The sequence below is a fragment of the Streptomyces sp. SS8 genome (assembly GCF_054072955.1).
On record NZ_JBSVCZ010000017.1, the window covers coordinates 32,401 to 47,220 of the forward strand.

Consider the following 14,820-nt stretch of genomic DNA (forward strand, 5'->3'; position numbering starts at 1 on the left):
CCGGTGACACCCACCGGCGGGGGTCAGGCGCGGGGCTTCTCCCGCATCTCGTACGTCGCGATGACGTCGTCGACCTTGATGTCGTTGAAGTTCCCGAGGTTGATACCGCCCTCGAAGCCTTCCCGGATCTCGGTGACGTCGTCCTTGAAGCGGCGCAGACCCTCGATGTTGAGGTTCTCCGCCACGACCTTGCCGTCGCGGATGAGACGGGCCTTGGTGTTCCGCCTGACCTCGCCGGAGCGGATGATGACACCCGCGATGTTGCCGAGCTTGGAGGAGCGGAAGACCTCGCGGATCTCCGCCGTGCCCAGCTCGACCTCCTCGTACTCCGGCTTGAGCATGCCCTTGAGGGCCGCCTCGATCTCCTCGATCACCTGGTAGATGACCGAGTAGTAGCGGACGTCCACGCCCTCGCGCTCGGCCATCTGCGTGGCACGCCCCTCGGCGCGCACGTTGAAGCCGATGACGATGGCGTCGGAGCCGGTCGCCAGGTCGATGTCGGTCTCGGTGACCGCACCCACGCCGCGGTGCAGGACGCGCAGGTCGACCTCCTCGCCGACGTCGAGCTGGAGCAGCGAGGACTCCAGGGCCTCGACCGAACCGGACGCGTCGCCCTTGATGATGAGGTTGAGCTGCTGCACCTCGCCGGCCTTGAGCACCTTGTCCAGGTCCTCCAAGGAGACCCTGCGGGTGCGCTTGGCGAAGGCGGCGTTGCGCTCGCGGGCGGCGCGCTTCTCGGCGATCTGCCGGGCCGTGCGGTCCTCGTCGACCACCAGGAAGTTGTCGCCCGCGCCGGGGACGCTGGTCAGACCCAGCACCAGGACCGGGGTCGCCGGACCGGCCTCCTGGACGTTGTTGCCCTTGTCGTCGAGCATCGCCCGGACGCGGCCGTAGGCGTCGCCGACCACGACCGTGTCGCCGACCCGCAGGGTGCCGCGCTGGACCAGCACGGTGGCCACCGCGCCGCGGCCGCGGTCGAGGTGGGCCTCGATCGCGATGCCCTGCGCGTCCTGCTCCGGGTTGGCCCGCAGGTCGAGCGAGGCGTCCGCGGTCAGGACCACGGCCTCCAGCAGCCCGTCGATGTTCAGGCCCTGCTTGGCGGAGATGTCGACGAACATGGTGTCGCCGCCGTACTCCTCGGCCACGAGCCCGTACTCGGTGAGCTGGCCGCGCACCTTGGTCGGGTCCGCGCCCTCGACGTCGATCTTGTTGACCGCCACCACGATCGGCACGTCGGCCGCCTTGGCGTGGTTGAGCGCCTCGACCGTCTGGGGCATCACACCGTCGTTGGCCGCCACCACCAGGATCGCGATGTCGGTCGACTTCGCACCGCGGGCACGCATGGCGGTGAACGCCTCGTGACCCGGGGTGTCGATGAAGGTGATCTTCCGCTCTTCGTCGTTGACCTCGGTCGCGGCCTGGTACGCACCGATGTGCTGGGTGATGCCGCCGGCCTCGCCCTCGATGACGTTGGTCTTGCGGATCGCGTCCAGCAGGCGCGTCTTACCGTGGTCGACGTGACCCATGACGGTCACCACCGGCGGACGCGAGACGAGTGCCTCCTCGCCGCCCTCGTCCTCGCCGAACTCGATGTCGAAGGACTCGAGAAGCTCGCGGTCCTCCTCCTCCGGGCTGACGATCTGGACGACGTAGTTCATCTCCTCGCCGAGGAGCTGGAGCGTCTCGTCGGAGACCGACTGGGTCGCGGTGACCATCTCGCCCAGGTTGAACATCACCTGGACCAGCGACGCCGGGTTGGCGTTGATCTTCTCCGCGAAGTCGGTGAGCGACGCACCGCGCGACAGCCGGACGGTCTCGCCCTTGCCGCGCGGCAGCATCACGCCGCCGATGGACGGGGCCTGCATGGCCTCGTACTCCTGGCGCCTCTGCCGCTTCGACTTGCGGCCGCGGCGCGCCGGACCGCCGGGACGGCCGAAGGCGCCCTGCGTGCCGCCGCGGCCACCGGGACCGCCGGGACGGCCACCGAAACCGGGACGACCGCCGAAGCCGCCGCCACCACCGCCGGGACGGCCGGCGAAACCGCCACCGCCGCCGGGACGACCGCCACCGCCGCCGCCACCGGGACGGCCGGCGAAACCGGGACGACCGCCACCGCCGCCACCGGGACGGCCCGCGCCGCCGCCGGGACCGCGGCCGCCGGGGCCCGGACGCGGACCCGCGGCCGGACGCTGCGGCATCATGCCCGGGTTCGGGCGGTTACCGCCCGGACGCGGACCCGCTGCGCCGCCCTGTCCGCCCTGCGGACGCGGCATGTTGCCGGGGCTGGGACGGCCGCCGCCGGGAGCCTGCGGACGGGGACCGCCCTGGCCGGCTCCGGGACGCGGACCGCCCGGGCCACCGGGGCCGCCCGGACGCGGGGCGCCGCCCGGACGGGGCGCCTGCGGGCGCGCCATGCCGGTGGAACCGCCGGAGGTGAAGGGGTTGTTGCCCGGACGCGGGCCGGCCGGACGGGCGCCCGGCTTGGGACCGCCCGGCTTGGGACCGCCCGGACCGCGGCGGTCCTGGCCCGCCGGGGCGGGACGGCCACCGGGCTTGGGGGCACCCGGACGCGGTGCGCCCTGGCCGGACGGCGGCGCGGTGAACTCGGGCTTGGCCGGGGCCGGGGGCTGCGCCGGGCCCGGCTTGGCCGGGGCCGGACGCGGGCCGGGGGTCGGCGGAGTCGGGCCGCTCTTGGCGGGACCCGGACCCGGGACGTTCTTCTGGGGCGCGCTCCTGGGCGCCTCGGCCGCGGGGGCCGGGGGCTTGGGCGCGCCGGGCTTGGGGGCACCCGGGCGGGGTGCGGAGGCACCCGGCTTCGGGGCGCCCGGCTTGGGGGCCGCCTTGCGGGGGGCGGCGGGCTTCGCGGCGGACTTCTTGGCGCCTCCGGCGCCGTTGCCCGCGTCGAACGCGTCGGTCAGCTTGCGTACCACCGGCGCCTCGATCGTCGAGGACGCCGAACGGACGAATTCACCGAGTTCCTGGAGCTTGGCCATGACGACCTTGCTCTCGACTCCAAGCTCCTTGGCGAGCTCATATACCCGGACCTTAGCCACTTCGCTCCTTACGGTCCGGGGGGATTCGTCCGCCGGACCTTCGCTACTGCATGGGCGTACTCATCGCGTACTCATCGAGTGCTCATCGCAATCTCGACCTACTTCCAACTCGCGAGGTACCTGTCCCGCACGGCGGGGTGCCGTACGGACGTCGTGCGTGCTTGCTGTCTTACGGTGTTGCCCGCGGTACTGCCTGCAGCAGTTCCGCGGTATCGAGCGGTCCGCCGGCCCGGAAGGCCCGCTGGAACGCCCGGCGGCGGACCGCCAGGTCGACACAGGTCGGTGCGGGGTGCAGATAAGCGCCCCGGCCGGGCAGCGTACCGCGATGGTCCGGAACGCATCTGTTCCCGACCAGCACCACACGCAGCAGATCGCCCTTGCCCGACCGCTCCCGGCAACCCACACAGGTGCGTTCAGGGCATGCGCGGGCGCGCGTCCGGTCAGACACTCTTCAGTCTACCTCCCCGCGCCGATTGCGCCGTTGGCGGGGGCACCACGGGGGTACGGACGGTGACAGGCCTCTCAGCCCCTCTCCGCGCCGCTCCCCCGGTGCTCCCCACCGCGTTCTCCGCTCTGCTCGACGTCCGGGCGGATGTCGATCCGCCAGCCGGTGAGCCGGGCGGCGAGCCGGGCGTTCTGCCCTTCCTTCCCGATCGCCAGCGAGAGCTGGTAGTCGGGCACGGTGACCCTGGCCGACCGGGCCGCGGCGTCCACGACGTCCACCCTGCTCACCCTGGCGGGCGAGAGCGCGTTGGCCACCATCTCGGCCGGGTCGTCCGACCAGTCCACGATGTCGATCTTCTCACCCTGCAGCTCGGCCATCACGTTGCGCACCCGGCCGCCCATCGGGCCGATGCACGCGCCCTTGGCGTTCAGGCCCGCACGGGTGGACCGTACCGCGATCTTGGTGCGGTGGCCGGCCTCGCGCGCGATGGCCGCGATCTCCACAGAGCCGTCCGCGATCTCGGGCACCTCCAGGGCGAAGAGCTTCCTCACCAAATTGGGGTGGGTGCGCGAGAGGGTCACCGACGGACCGCGGACGCCCTTGGCGACCCGCACGACGTAGGTGCGCAGCCGGGTGCCGTGCGAGTAGTCCTCGCCGGGCACCTGCTCCTGCGGGGGCAGGATCGCCTCGAGCCTGCCGATGTCAACAAGGACGCTGCGCGGATCCTTCCCCTGCTGGACGACCCCCGTGACGATGTCGCCCTCGCGCCCGGCGTACTCGCCGAGGGTGACCTCCTCCTCGGCGTCCCGCAGACGCTGCAGGATGACCTGCTTGGCGGTGGTCGCGGCGATCCGGCCGAACCCGGAGGGGGTGTCGTCGAACTCGCGCGGCTCGGCGCCCTCGGGCAGGTCGGCGGGGTCCTCCTTGGCCCACACCGTCACATGGCCGGTGGAGCGGTCCAGCTCCACGCGGGCCTGGCGGCGGCTTCCCTCGGTGCGGTGGTACGCGATGAGGAGAGCGGCCTCGATCGCCTCGACCAACAGGTCGAAGGAGATCTCCTTCTCCCTCACCAGACCCCGCAGGGCACTCATGTCGATGTCCACGGCTACGCCTCCTCCTGGCTCTCTTCGTCAGAGGCCGCAGCCTGACGCGCCTTCTCGGCCTTCTCGGCGGCCTTGCGGTTGAACTCGATCTCCACCCGGGCCCTGGCGATCTCGGTGTAGGCGAGGCGGCGGGCGGTGGGCCTGCGTCCCTTGACGCCGGGCACCTCCACGTCCACGCCGTCCTCGTCCGCCGCGCCGACGCGGGCGACCAGCTCGCCGCCGCCCGCCTCCTCCGTCAGCTGCGCCCTGACCAGCCTGCCCACGGCGCGGCGGTAGTGCCGCGGCTCGGTCAGCGGGCGGTCGGTGCCGGGTGAGGTGACCTCCAGGACGTACGGGGCGCCACCCATCACGTCGGTCTCGTCCAGCGCCTCGGAGGCCTCGCGGCTCAGCTCCGCGCAGGTGTCGAGCCGCACTCCGTCGTCGGAGTCCACCACCACGCGCAGCACCCGCCGTCTTCCGGCCGGAGTCACGGTGATCTCCTCGAGATCCAGCCCCTTCGCGGTGACGAGAGGCTCCAGCAGTCCTCGCAGCCTCTCGCTCTGGGTGGTGCTCATCCGGGTGACTCCTCGGCCGCGTGTGCTGTTGTGGGAACGTCCAGTCCTGGGTTACGGGGGTCAAGCCTATCGCCTGCCGCGGGCCGCGCCGACCAGACGGCCCGGACGGCCAGAGGCGCTGCGCCGGGCGGCCGTCCCCCGCACGGGGCATGCGCGGGGCGCGGCGGTGCCCCGCCGAGGGGGACGGTACGAACACGGGTACGCTCACATCCGCGGTGATCACCGCCCGTCCCCCCGCGCCGCCGAACCACCTCCCCTGGGAGCGCCCGTGCCGATCGACCCGCGTCCCCGCCGGCGGAGCCTGCTGGCCGCCGGTGCGGCGGGCGCCGCCGCGCTGCTGCCGACCGGATGCTCGCGGGAGGAACCGACGGCCGCCGAGCGCAGGCTCGCCTCCGCGGGCGAGCGGCTGCGCGGCGCCGCCGCACACGGCAGCGCCGCGCTGCTGGCCCGCTACGACCGCACCCTCGCCGCACACCCGGACCTGGCGGAGCGGCTGAAACCGCTGCGGGCGGACGTGGCACGGCATGTGAAGGCCTTCGGCGGGACGGGGTCCGGCGCTTCGGCGGCCCCGAAGGCCCCCGGATCCCCCAAGGCCTCCGCGAGCGCCGGCGGCTCCCCGGCCCCGGGCGCCTCCCGTGGCGCCGAGGCGGGCGTGCCCGCCGATCCCGGGCGCGCGCTGGCCGCCCTCGCGAACGCCGAACGCGCCACCACCGACACCCTCACCCGGGCCCTCGACGGCGCCCCGCCCGAACTCGCCCGGCTGCTCGCCTCCGTCGCGGCGGCCGGGGCGGTCCACGTCTACCTGCTCACGGACGGCGAGTGATGAACCAGGCGGCGAACCCCGCGATGAATCCGGCGGCGGGCCCGGCGGCGACGGCCGCTTCCACCGGCTCCCCCGCGTCCTCCTCCCCCGGCGCCCCCGGCGGGAAGGACGACCCCGCCCTGACCGCCCTGCAGGCCGCGCTCTCGGCCGAGCACGCCGCCGTCTACGGCTACGGCGTCGTGGGCGGGCGGATCGCCGAGGACCGGCGCGCGCAGGCGCGGCAGGCCCACGACGCCCACCGCGCGCGCCGTGACGCCCTGCGCCGCGCGGTGCGGCGGATGGGCGGTACCCCCGAGCCCGCCGCGGCGGCCTACTCTCTGCCCTTCCCCGTCCCGGACGGCGCCGCGGCGGTGCGGCTCGCCGCCGAGCTGGAGGAGCGGGTGGCCGCCGTCTACGCCGATCTGGTCCGGGCCGGCGAGGGCGGGCTTCGGCGGGAGGCGGCCGCCGCGCTGCGGGAGGCCGCAGTCCGCGCGGCACGCTGGCGCGGCACGGGCGTACCCTTCCCAGGTCTCGCCGAGCGCGCCGCGCCGGCGGGCCCGGAGTCCCTCTGAGGGGCTCCTCCGCGCAACGCCGACGACGAAAGGGACGCCCGGCATGACATCGGCTCCGCACGTCGAACCCCCGCAGCGGCTGGTGCGCTTCCTGGGCGCGGACTCCCCCTGGCTGGCACGGCTGCCCGGCCTGGTGCGGGCGTCGCTGGAGCGCTGGGAGCTGACGGCCGAGCGGGTGGTCTCCCCCGGCGGACGCGGCAGCCTGGTCGTCCTGGTGCGCCGGGCGGACGGCTCACCTGCCGCCCTGAAGCTGCGCGCCGCCGGCGCGGCGGACGAGGCGGCGGCACTGTCCCGCTGGGAGGGACACGGCGCCGTACGGCTGCTGGACGCCGCTCCCGAGGACGGCGCGCTGCTGCTGGAGCGGCTGCACGCGGACGTGTCGCTGCGTTCGCTGCCGGACGCGAAGGCCACCCTGGAGGCGGTCTCGGCGCTGCACCGGCTGTGGGTCTCCCCCACGCGCCCGGGCGTCCCCGACGACGAGCACCCCTTCACAAGCGTCGAGGAGCACACCGCCCGGGCGGTGGAGGGCATCCGCGCGCATGTGCCGAAGGAGGCCCGCCCGCTGGCCGACGAAGCCCTGGCACTGCGCTCCGAACTGCTCGCCGGCGCTCCCGAGAACGTGCTGCTGCACGGCGACTTCCGGCAGGGCACGGTGCTCTCGGGGGAACCGGGGCGGGCGCACTGGCTGGTGGTCGGCCCCGATCCGCTGGTGGGCGAACGGGCGTACGACCTGGCCCGGCTGGTCCGCGACCGGCTGCACGACCTGGCCGCCGGATCCGGCGCTCCGGCGATCGCCCGGCGCCGGGTGGGCAAACTGGCGAACTCCCTGGATGTGGACCGCGACCGGCTGCGCGGCTGGAGCCTGTACCGGGCGGTGGAGTCGGGCGCGCGGCACATCGCCGCCGGCGACCGTGCCGACGGCGAGGCGCTGCTGGAGTTCGCCGGCTGGCTGTGAGCCTTCCGCCGCGGGCCCCGGTCCGGGGCCCGCGGCGGAAGGCACGGTGAAAACCGCGGCGGGGCCCGTCACGGAAGCCCCGCCGCGACGGCTCAGGCGGAGGCGCCGGCCGGGCGCATCAGCCGCTCCACCGCCTCGTCCACCGGCACCTCCTCGCGCTCGCCGGTGCGCCGGTCCTTCAGCTCCACCAGGCCCTTGGCCGCGCCCCGGCCCACCACCAGGATCTCGGGCACGCCGATCAGCTCCGCGTCGGTGAACTTCACACCGGGCGAGACGCCCGTACGGTCGTCCACCAGGACGCGCACCCCGGCCGAGGCCAGCCTCCCGGCCAGCTCCAGGGCCATCTCGATCTGGGCGCCCTTGCCGGCGGCGACGACGTGGACGTCTGCCGGAGCGACCTCGCGCGGCCAGCACAGGCCCTGGCCGTCGGCCGTCTGCTCGGCGAGCGCGGCCACCGCGCGGGAGACGCCGATGCCGTAGGAGCCCATGGTGACCCGGACGGGCTTGCCCTCGCGGCCGAGCACGTCCAGGGAGAAGGCGTCGGCGTACTTGCGGCCGAGCTGGAAGATGTGGCCGATCTCGATGGCCCGGTCCAGCTTCAGCCCCTCCCCGCAGGACGGGCAGGGGTCGCCGTCCTCGACGGTGACCACGTCCAGGTACTCGTCGACCTCGAAGTCGCGGCCGCACACCACGTTGCGGGCGTGGGTGTCGGGCTTGTTGGCCCCGGTGATCCAGGAGGTGCCGGGGGCAACACGCGGGTCGGCGACGTAGCGGAAGGCCGTACCGGCCAGCCCCTGCGGGCCGACGTAGCCGCGCACCAGGGCTGGGCGGCCGGTGAAGTCCTCGGCGGTGACCAGTTCCACGGTGGCGGGCGCCAGGTGCTCGGTGAGCTTGCCGAGGTCCACCTCGCGGTCGCCGGGCACGCCCACGGCCCAGATCTCCCCGTCCACCTTGACCAGCAGGTTCTTCAGGGTGGCGGAGGCGGGCACGCCCAGGTGGTCGGCGAGGGTCTCGATGGTGGGGGTGTCGGGGGTGTCCAGCTCCTCGATGGGCGGGTGGCCCATGGGGTCGGCCGGCTTCAGCGGGAAGGTGACGGCCTCGGTGTTGGCCGCGTAGCCGCAGGCCGGGCAGTCGGCGAAGGTGTCCTCGCCGGCGGCGGCCGGGGCGAGGAACTCCTCGGAGGCCGAGCCGCCCATCGCGCCCGAGACGGCGGAGACGACCCGGTGGTCCAGGCCGAGCCGGGTGAAGATCCGCACATACGCCTCGCGGTGCAGCCGGTAGGACTCCGCCAACTCCTCGTCGGTGGTGTCGAAGGAGTAGGAGTCCTTCATCAGGAACTCCCGGCCGCGCAGGACGCCCGAGCGCGGGCGGGCCTCGTCGCGGTACTTGGTCTGGATCTGGTAGACCATCACCGGCAGGTCCTTGTAGGACGTGCACTGGTCCTTGACGACCTGGGTGAAGATCTCCTCGTGGGTGGGCCCGAGGAGGTAGTCGGCGCCCTTGCGGTCCTTGAGGCGGAACAGCAGGTCGCCGTACTCCTCCCAGCGGCCCGAGATCTCGTAGGGCTCCTTCGGCAGCAGGGCCGGGAGCAGCACTTCCTGGGCGCCGATGGCGTCCATCTCCTCGCGCACGATCCGGGTGACGTTCTCCAGGACCTGCTTGCCCAGCGGCAGCCAGGTCCAGATCCCGGCGGCGGTGCGGCGTACGTAGCCGGCGCGGACCAGGAGCCTGTGGCTGATGGTCTCGGCGTCGGCCGGGTCCTCGCGCAGCGTCTTCAGCATGAGCCGGGACATGCGCTGGACACGGGCTGCCATGGGTTTCTCCTGCGTGCGGTGGGTCGGTTTCCGGGGCCGCGACGGTGATGCGGCCCGCCCAGGAGACTACCGGCGCCGCAGCGGCAGCGGCGCACCCATCACCGCGTACGGACTCCCCGCACTGGGGAACAGCACGCGGCGGGCCAGGTCGCGGTAGCCCAGCGAGCGGTAGAGGGCACGGGCCGGGCTCTCGGTGTCGATCGCGGAGAGGATGGAGCGCGGTTCGGCGGCGGCGTCGGTGATCGTGGTGATCAGCTCCCGGCCGAGGCCGTGCTTCTGGTACGCCGGGTGGACGTGCAGCTCGGTGATGACGAAGGCGTCGTCCAGCCATCCGGCGTTCCCGTTGCGCCGCAGGTACGGCTCGACGACCGTGGACCACCACTGCGTACGGTCGTTGGGCATGCCGTAGACGAAGCCGACCAGCCGCCCTCGCGGCGTGGTGGCGCCCAGCGCCCGGACTCCGGGGGCGGCGGCGTGCCGCAGCACGATGTGGCGGCGCACCTCCACCTCGTCGTCTGTCAGTCCGAAGGCGACGGCCTGTACGGCGAGTGCCTCGTCCACGCGGGCTGCGAGGTCCAGGGGACCGACCTGGGCGTCTTCCATGGTGACCGACCCTACTGGAGGGGCCGGGTGGATCCAGCGGACACCCGCGCGGGCACCGGCCCGTCCGGGAGCGTTCAGAACAGCACGCTCATGAACTCCCCGACCTCGCGGAAGCCGACCCGGCGGTAGGCAGCGCGGGCGGCGGAGTTGTAGTCGTTGACGTAGAGGCTGACGACCGGGGAGACCTCGGTCAGCGCGTAGCGCAGCACCGCCGCCATGCCGGCCACGGACAGGCCCCGGCCGCGGTGTTCGGGCGCGACCCACACGCCCTGGATCTGGCACGCCCGCGGTGTGACGGCGCCGATCTCGGCCTTGAAGACCACCCGGCCGTCCTCGATGCGGGCGAAGGAGCGGCCGGCGCCGACCAGTTCGGCGACCCGGGCCTGGTAGATCAGCCCGCCGTCCCCGGTCATCGGCGAGACGCCGACCTCCTCGGTGAACATCGCCACGCAGGCGGGCATCAGCACGTCCATCTCGTCCTTGCGGACGCGCCGCACGTACGGGTCGGGCCGTATCCCCGAGGGCATGCGGTCGGCGACCATCAGCGGCTGGTGGCGGCGGACCTCGCGGGCCGGCCCCCAGTGCGGCTCCAGCCGGGCCCACAGGGCGGCGGTGGGCCCGGCCGGACCGACGACCGACGAGCAGCGCCGCCCCTGGCGGCGCGCCCGCTCGGCGAAGGCGCGCACCGCCTCCCGCCCCGCGCACACGGGGACGAGGTTGGCGCCCGCGTAGCACAGGGACTCCAGCCGCCCGCGGTGGTACCAGCCCCACATCTCGCCGCCCAGCCGCCACGGGTCCAGGCCGGCGACCCGGACGCGGGCGGCGACGAAGGCGTTGTTGACCGGCTCGCGGTCGAGTACCGCGAGGGCGTCGTCGAGCTCGTGGGGCTCGACGACACGGGTGGTGGTGGTCGTCAACACGTGGGATGCCTCACCGTGCGGCCGTGGTGGCGGGGGAGTGTCTCCCGACTTTACCCCCGGGCCGTGGCGGGCGGCCCCGGTCGGTCGGTCAGCTGACGGAGACCTCCGGCTCGCCGGAGATCACGCCGTCCTTCTCCATCTGCTCGGCGATCTTCATGGCCTCGTCGATGAGGGTCTCGACGATCTTCGACTCGGGGACGGTCTTGATGACCTCGCCCTTGACGAAGATCTGGCCCTTGCCGTTGCCGGAGGCGACCCCGAGGTCGGCCTCGCGGGCCTCGCCGGGCCCGTTGACGACGCAGCCCATGACGGCCACCCGCAGCGGGACCTCCATGCCCGCCAGCCCGGCGGTGACCTCGTCGGCGAGCTTGTAGACGTCCACCTGGGCACGGCCGCAGGAGGGGCAGGAGACGATCTCCAGCCGGCGCTGGCGCAGGCCGAGGGACTCCAGGATCTGGATGCCGACCTTGATCTCCTCCACCGGCGGCGCGGACAGCGAGACGCGGATGGTGTCGCCGATGCCCTCGCTCAGCAGGGCGCCGAAGGCGACGGCCGACTTGATGGTGCCCTGGAAGGCCGGGCCGGCCTCGGTGACGCCCAGGTGGAGGGGGTAGTCGCACTGGGCGGCGAGCTGCCGGTAGGCGTTGACCATCACGACCGGGTCGTTGTGCTTGACCGAGATCTTGATGTCGCGGAAGCCGTGCTCCTCGAACAGCGAGCACTCCCACAGCGCGGACTCCACCAGCGCCTCGGGGGTGGCCTTGCCGTACTTGGCCAGCAGCCGCTTGTCCAGGGAGCCGGCGTTGACGCCGATGCGGATGGGGACGCCGGCGTCGGAGGCGGCCTTGGCGATCTCCTTGACCTTGTCGTCGAACTGCCGGATGTTGCCCGGGTTGACGCGCACGGCCGCGCAGCCGGCGTCGATGGCGGCGAAGACGTACTTGGGCTGGAAGTGGATGTCCGCGATCACCGGGATCTGGGACTTCCTGGCGATGACCGGCAGCGCCTCGGCGTCGTCCTGGGACGGGCAGGCCACGCGGACGATCTCGCACCCGGACGCGGTCAGCTCGGCGATCTGCTGGAGCGTGGCGCCGATGTCGGCGGTGACGGTGGTGGTCATCGACTGCACGGAGACCGGGGCGTCGCCTCCGACGGCCACCGAGCCGACCTGGATCTTCCGGCTGGCCCGTCTGTCGGCCAGTTTGGTCGGTACGGACGGCATTCCGAGCGAAATGGCTGTCATTGTGGTGTGCAACCCCAAGCTGTGGTCCAGTGCCCCGTTCGGCGGCGGGCTCCGGCCTCCGAGATTACGGTACGCCCGGTACCCGGGGCACACCGTGGTCCGCCGTACGCGGTGCGGGGCCGCGGGCGCGCGCCCGCGGCCCCGCACCGCCGCGTCAGCCGGTCAGGCGTACGGGGTTGACCACGTCCGCGATGAGCACCAGCAGCGTGAAGCAGACGAAGACGCCCGCCACCACGTACGCCACCGGCATCATCCTCGCCACGTCGAACGGGCCGGGGTCGGGACGGCGCAGCATCCTGGCCAGGCCCCGGCGCAGCGACTCCCACAGGGCTCCCGCGATGTGGCCGCCGTCCAGCGGCAGCAGCGGCAGCATGTTGAACAGGAACAGCGAGAGGTTGAACAGGGCGAGGGTGAGGAGGGTGATCGCCACCCGCTGCTCCGCCGGGATCTCCAGGGCGAAGATCTCCCCGCTGACGCGGGCCGCGCCGACCACGCCCATCGGGGAGTCCTGTTCGCGCTCGGCGCCGGCGAAGGCCGCGTTCCACAGCCCGGGGATCTTCTCCGGCAGGCGGGTCAGCGCCTCGGCGCCGGCGACCATCATGTCGCCCATGCGGTCGACGGCCTGCGGGAAGGACTGCTCGACCACACCGGTGGCCGGGGAGAAGCCGAGGAAGCCGGTGGTGACGTACTCGCCCTCGACGTAGCCGCCGCGCCCGTCGGACTTGGCGACCTGGTTCCTCACCAGGTTCGCCTGGAGGACCTCGCGCTCGCCGTCGCGCTCGACGGTGATGGTGGCCGGCCCGATGGTGTCGCGGATGCGCTGCTGGAGGTCGCCCCACTCGGTGACCTCGGCCCCGTTGAAGGCGACGATGGTGTCGCCGGGCTTCAGGCCGGCGGCCTTGGCCGGGGAGTCGGGGGCGCCCTTCGGGCAGGTGTCGGTGCGCTCGGAGACCCTGACCACGCACTCGGAGACGGAGGAGACGGTGGTGGTCGTGGTGTTGATCCCGAAGGTCATGAGCGTGCCGAGGAAGATCGCCACGGCCAGCACCAGGTTCATGAACGGGCCGGCGAACATCACGATCACGCGCTTCCAGGGCTTGCGCGTGTAGAACATCCGCTTCTCGTCGCCCGGCTGGAGCTCCTCGTAGGCCGCCGCGCGGGCGTCCTCGATCATCCCCCGGAAGGGGGAGGTGGAGCGCTGCCGGACGGCGCCGTCGTCACCGGGCGGGAACATGCCGATCATGCGGATGTAGCCGCCCAGCGGGATCGCCTTGATGCCGTACTCGGTCTCGCCTCTCTTCCGCGACCACAGGGTGGGGCCGAAGCCGACCATGTACTGCGGCACGCGGACGCCGAACATCTTGGCCGTGGACAGGTGGCCCAGTTCGTGCCAGGCGATGGAGAACAGCAGGCCGACGACGAAGACGACTATGCCGAGGATGGTCATCACCGTCGTCATGCGCGTGCCTCCGCTGTCGGTCGTGTCGTGTGTGCCGCCAGTTCGCGGGCGCGGGCGCGCGCCCAGGTCTCGGCGTCGAGCACCTCGTCCAGGGTCAGATCGCCTCCCCTGGGGGTGCCGTGCTCCTCGACCACCGCGGCGACGGTATCCACTATGCCGTTGAACGGCAGCCCGCCGGACAGGAACGCCTCGACGCACTCCTCGTTGGCGGCGTTGAACACCGCCGGCGCGGTGCCGCCCAGGGCCCCGACGTGGCAGGCCAGCGCCACGGACGGGAAGGCCTTCTCGTCCAGCGGGAAGAACTCCCAGCTCATCGCCTTGGACCAGTCGAAGACGGGGCCGGCGTCGGGTACCCGGTGCGGCCAGCCGATGCCGAGCGCGATGGGCAGCCGCATGTCGGGCGGGCCGCACTGGGCCACGGTGGAGCCGTCCGCGAACTCCACCATCGAGTGGATGTAGGACTGCGGGTGGACGACCACCTCGATGCGGTCGAAGGGGATGTCGTACAGCAGGTGCGCCTCGATGACCTCCAGGCCCTTGTTGACCAGGGTCGCGGAGTTGACGGTGATCACCGGGCCCATCGCCCAGGTGGGGTGGGCCAGGGCGTCCTCGGGCGTGACGTGCTCCAGCTCCTCGCGGGTGCGGCCCCGGAAGGGGCCGCCGGAAGCGGTCACCAGCAGCTTGCGGACCTCGGCGCGGGTGCCGCTCATCAGCGCCTGGAACAGCGCGGAGTGCTCGGAGTCGACGGGGATGATCTGCCCCGGCTCGGCCAGCGCCCTCACCAGCGGGCCGCCGACGATCAGGGACTCCTTGTTGGCCAGGGCCAGGGTGCGGCCCGCTTCCAGGGCGGCCAGGGTGGGGCGCAGGCCGATGGAGCCGGTGATGCCGTTGAGGACGGTGTGGCACTCGGAGGCGGCCAGTTCGGTGGCCGCGTCCGGCCCGGCCAGCACCTCGGGCAGGGGCTCGGCCGAGCCGTGGCGGGCGCGCAGCGCCTCGCGCAGTTCGCCGGCCCTGCCCGGGTCGGAGACCGCGACGGTGCGGACCTTCAGCCGGTGGGCCTGCTCCGCCAGCAGCTCCACCCGGCCGCCCGCGGCGGACAGCGCGGTCACCCGGAAACGGTCGGGGTTGGCCAGCACCACGTCGACGGCCTGGGTGCCGATCGATCCGGTGGAACCCAGGATCACGATGTCGCGCGGGCCGTCCCCGGCGGAGGCGTCGGCCGGGTGGCGCAGATGCGGGTCTGCGAGGGGAGCGGGACTGTCGGTCATCCCCCTATTGTGTCCGGTCCGCGAGACGG

General features: G+C 73.3%; 13 protein-coding genes. 3 read left to right on the top strand and 10 right to left on the bottom strand.

The genetic code is table 11. The features are described 5' to 3' along the window. Window positions 1-23: 23 nt before the first annotated feature. The 4 genes from infB to rimP all read right to left on the bottom strand — a co-directional run bounded on the left by infB (window position 24) and on the right by rimP (window position 5,155). Window positions 24-3,053, bottom strand: a complete 3,030-nt coding sequence (gene infB / locus ACW69E_RS17485; protein WP_457499176.1) for a translation initiation factor IF-2 — start codon at window positions 3,051-3,053, stop codon at window positions 24-26. Window positions 3,054-3,222: 169 nt separating this feature from the next. Beyond that, the gene (locus ACW69E_RS17490; RefSeq protein ID WP_093850722.1) at window positions 3,223-3,501 is read right to left on the bottom strand and encodes a YlxR family protein; all 279 of its coding nucleotides are present in this window, start codon (window positions 3,499-3,501) and stop codon (window positions 3,223-3,225) included. Between the two features lie 74 nt (window positions 3,502-3,575). Further along, the gene (gene nusA, locus ACW69E_RS17495; protein ID WP_457499177.1) at window positions 3,576-4,601 is read right to left on the bottom strand and encodes a transcription termination factor NusA; all 1,026 of its coding nucleotides are present in this window, start codon (window positions 4,599-4,601) and stop codon (window positions 3,576-3,578) included. Window positions 4,602-4,603: 2 nt separating this feature from the next. Then, window positions 4,604-5,155, bottom strand: coding sequence for a ribosome maturation factor RimP (gene rimP / locus ACW69E_RS17500; protein WP_101257985.1), 552 nt, complete (start codon window positions 5,153-5,155; stop codon window positions 4,604-4,606). Between the two features lie 268 nt (window positions 5,156-5,423). On the opposite strand from rimP, the gene ACW69E_RS17505 reads away from it, so the two are divergent. Genes ACW69E_RS17505 through ACW69E_RS17515 form a run of 3 tightly spaced genes read left to right on the top strand, consistent with a single transcriptional unit; the run spans window position 5,424 to window position 7,484 of the window. Continuing rightward, window positions 5,424-5,978: a hypothetical protein gene (locus ACW69E_RS17505; protein WP_457499178.1), complete on the top strand. Its 555-nt coding sequence runs from the start codon at window positions 5,424-5,426 to the stop codon at window positions 5,976-5,978. After that, window positions 5,978-6,529: a ferritin-like domain-containing protein gene (locus ACW69E_RS17510; RefSeq protein WP_457499179.1), complete on the top strand. Its 552-nt coding sequence runs from the start codon at window positions 5,978-5,980 to the stop codon at window positions 6,527-6,529. The genes ACW69E_RS17505 and ACW69E_RS17510 overlap by 1 nt, the downstream gene beginning before the upstream one ends. A gap of 43 nt (window positions 6,530-6,572) precedes the next feature. Continuing rightward, window positions 6,573-7,484 (top strand): aminoglycoside phosphotransferase family protein, encoded by a 912-nt coding sequence (locus ACW69E_RS17515; protein WP_457499180.1) that lies wholly within the window; start codon window positions 6,573-6,575, stop codon window positions 7,482-7,484. 92 nt (window positions 7,485-7,576) lie between these two features. Here the strand turns inward: ACW69E_RS17515 and ACW69E_RS17520 are convergent, their stop codons facing one another. The 6 genes from ACW69E_RS17520 to dxr all read right to left on the bottom strand — a co-directional run bounded on the left by ACW69E_RS17520 (window position 7,577) and on the right by dxr (window position 14,791). Continuing rightward, complete coding sequence (locus tag ACW69E_RS17520; RefSeq protein ID WP_457499181.1) at window positions 7,577-9,298, bottom strand: proline--tRNA ligase; 1,722 nt, start codon at window positions 9,296-9,298, stop codon at window positions 7,577-7,579. 66 nt (window positions 9,299-9,364) lie between these two features. After that, window positions 9,365-9,901, bottom strand: a complete 537-nt coding sequence (locus tag ACW69E_RS17525; protein WP_457499182.1) for a GNAT family N-acetyltransferase — start codon at window positions 9,899-9,901, stop codon at window positions 9,365-9,367. A 74-nt stretch (window positions 9,902-9,975) separates the two neighbouring features. Beyond that, on the bottom strand, window positions 9,976-10,821 hold the full coding sequence (locus tag ACW69E_RS17530) for a GNAT family N-acetyltransferase (protein WP_457499183.1): 846 nt from the start codon (window positions 10,819-10,821) through the stop codon (window positions 9,976-9,978). An 88-nt stretch (window positions 10,822-10,909) separates the two neighbouring features. After that, window positions 10,910-12,064: a flavodoxin-dependent (E)-4-hydroxy-3-methylbut-2-enyl-diphosphate synthase gene (ispG, locus tag ACW69E_RS17535; protein WP_457499184.1), complete on the bottom strand. Its 1,155-nt coding sequence runs from the start codon at window positions 12,062-12,064 to the stop codon at window positions 10,910-10,912. A gap of 154 nt (window positions 12,065-12,218) precedes the next feature. Beyond that, window positions 12,219-13,523 carry a M50 family metallopeptidase gene (locus ACW69E_RS17540; protein WP_457499185.1) on the bottom strand — a complete coding sequence of 435 codons (1,305 nt, stop codon included), beginning with the start codon at window positions 13,521-13,523 and terminating at the stop codon, window positions 12,219-12,221. Then, window positions 13,520-14,791 (bottom strand): 1-deoxy-D-xylulose-5-phosphate reductoisomerase, encoded by a 1,272-nt coding sequence (gene dxr / locus ACW69E_RS17545; protein ID WP_457499186.1) that lies wholly within the window; start codon window positions 14,789-14,791, stop codon window positions 13,520-13,522. Before dxr ends, ACW69E_RS17540 begins: the two co-directional genes overlap by 4 nt. Window positions 14,792-14,820 lie beyond the last annotated feature (29 nt).

Coding starts and splice junctions, on each gene's coding strand:
- ACW69E_RS17525 (WP_457499182.1), bottom strand. CDS start 9,901: ATGGAAGACGCCCAGGTCGGTCCCCTGGACCTCGCAGCCCGCGTGGAC.
- ACW69E_RS17520 (WP_457499181.1), bottom strand. CDS start 9,298: ATGGCAGCCCGTGTCCAGCGCATGTCCCGGCTCATGCTGAAGACGCTG.
- ispG (WP_457499184.1), bottom strand. CDS start 12,064: ATGACAGCCATTTCGCTCGGAATGCCGTCCGTACCGACCAAACTGGCC.
- ACW69E_RS17515 (WP_457499180.1), top strand. CDS start 6,573: ATGACATCGGCTCCGCACGTCGAACCCCCGCAGCGGCTGGTGCGCTTC.
- rimP (WP_101257985.1), bottom strand. CDS start 5,155: ATGAGCACCACCCAGAGCGAGAGGCTGCGAGGACTGCTGGAGCCTCTC.
- ACW69E_RS17510 (WP_457499179.1), top strand. CDS start 5,978: ATGAACCAGGCGGCGAACCCCGCGATGAATCCGGCGGCGGGCCCGGCG.
- dxr (WP_457499186.1), bottom strand. CDS start 14,791: ATGACCGACAGTCCCGCTCCCCTCGCAGACCCGCATCTGCGCCACCCG.
- ACW69E_RS17540 (WP_457499185.1), bottom strand. CDS start 13,523: ATGACGACGGTGATGACCATCCTCGGCATAGTCGTCTTCGTCGTCGGC.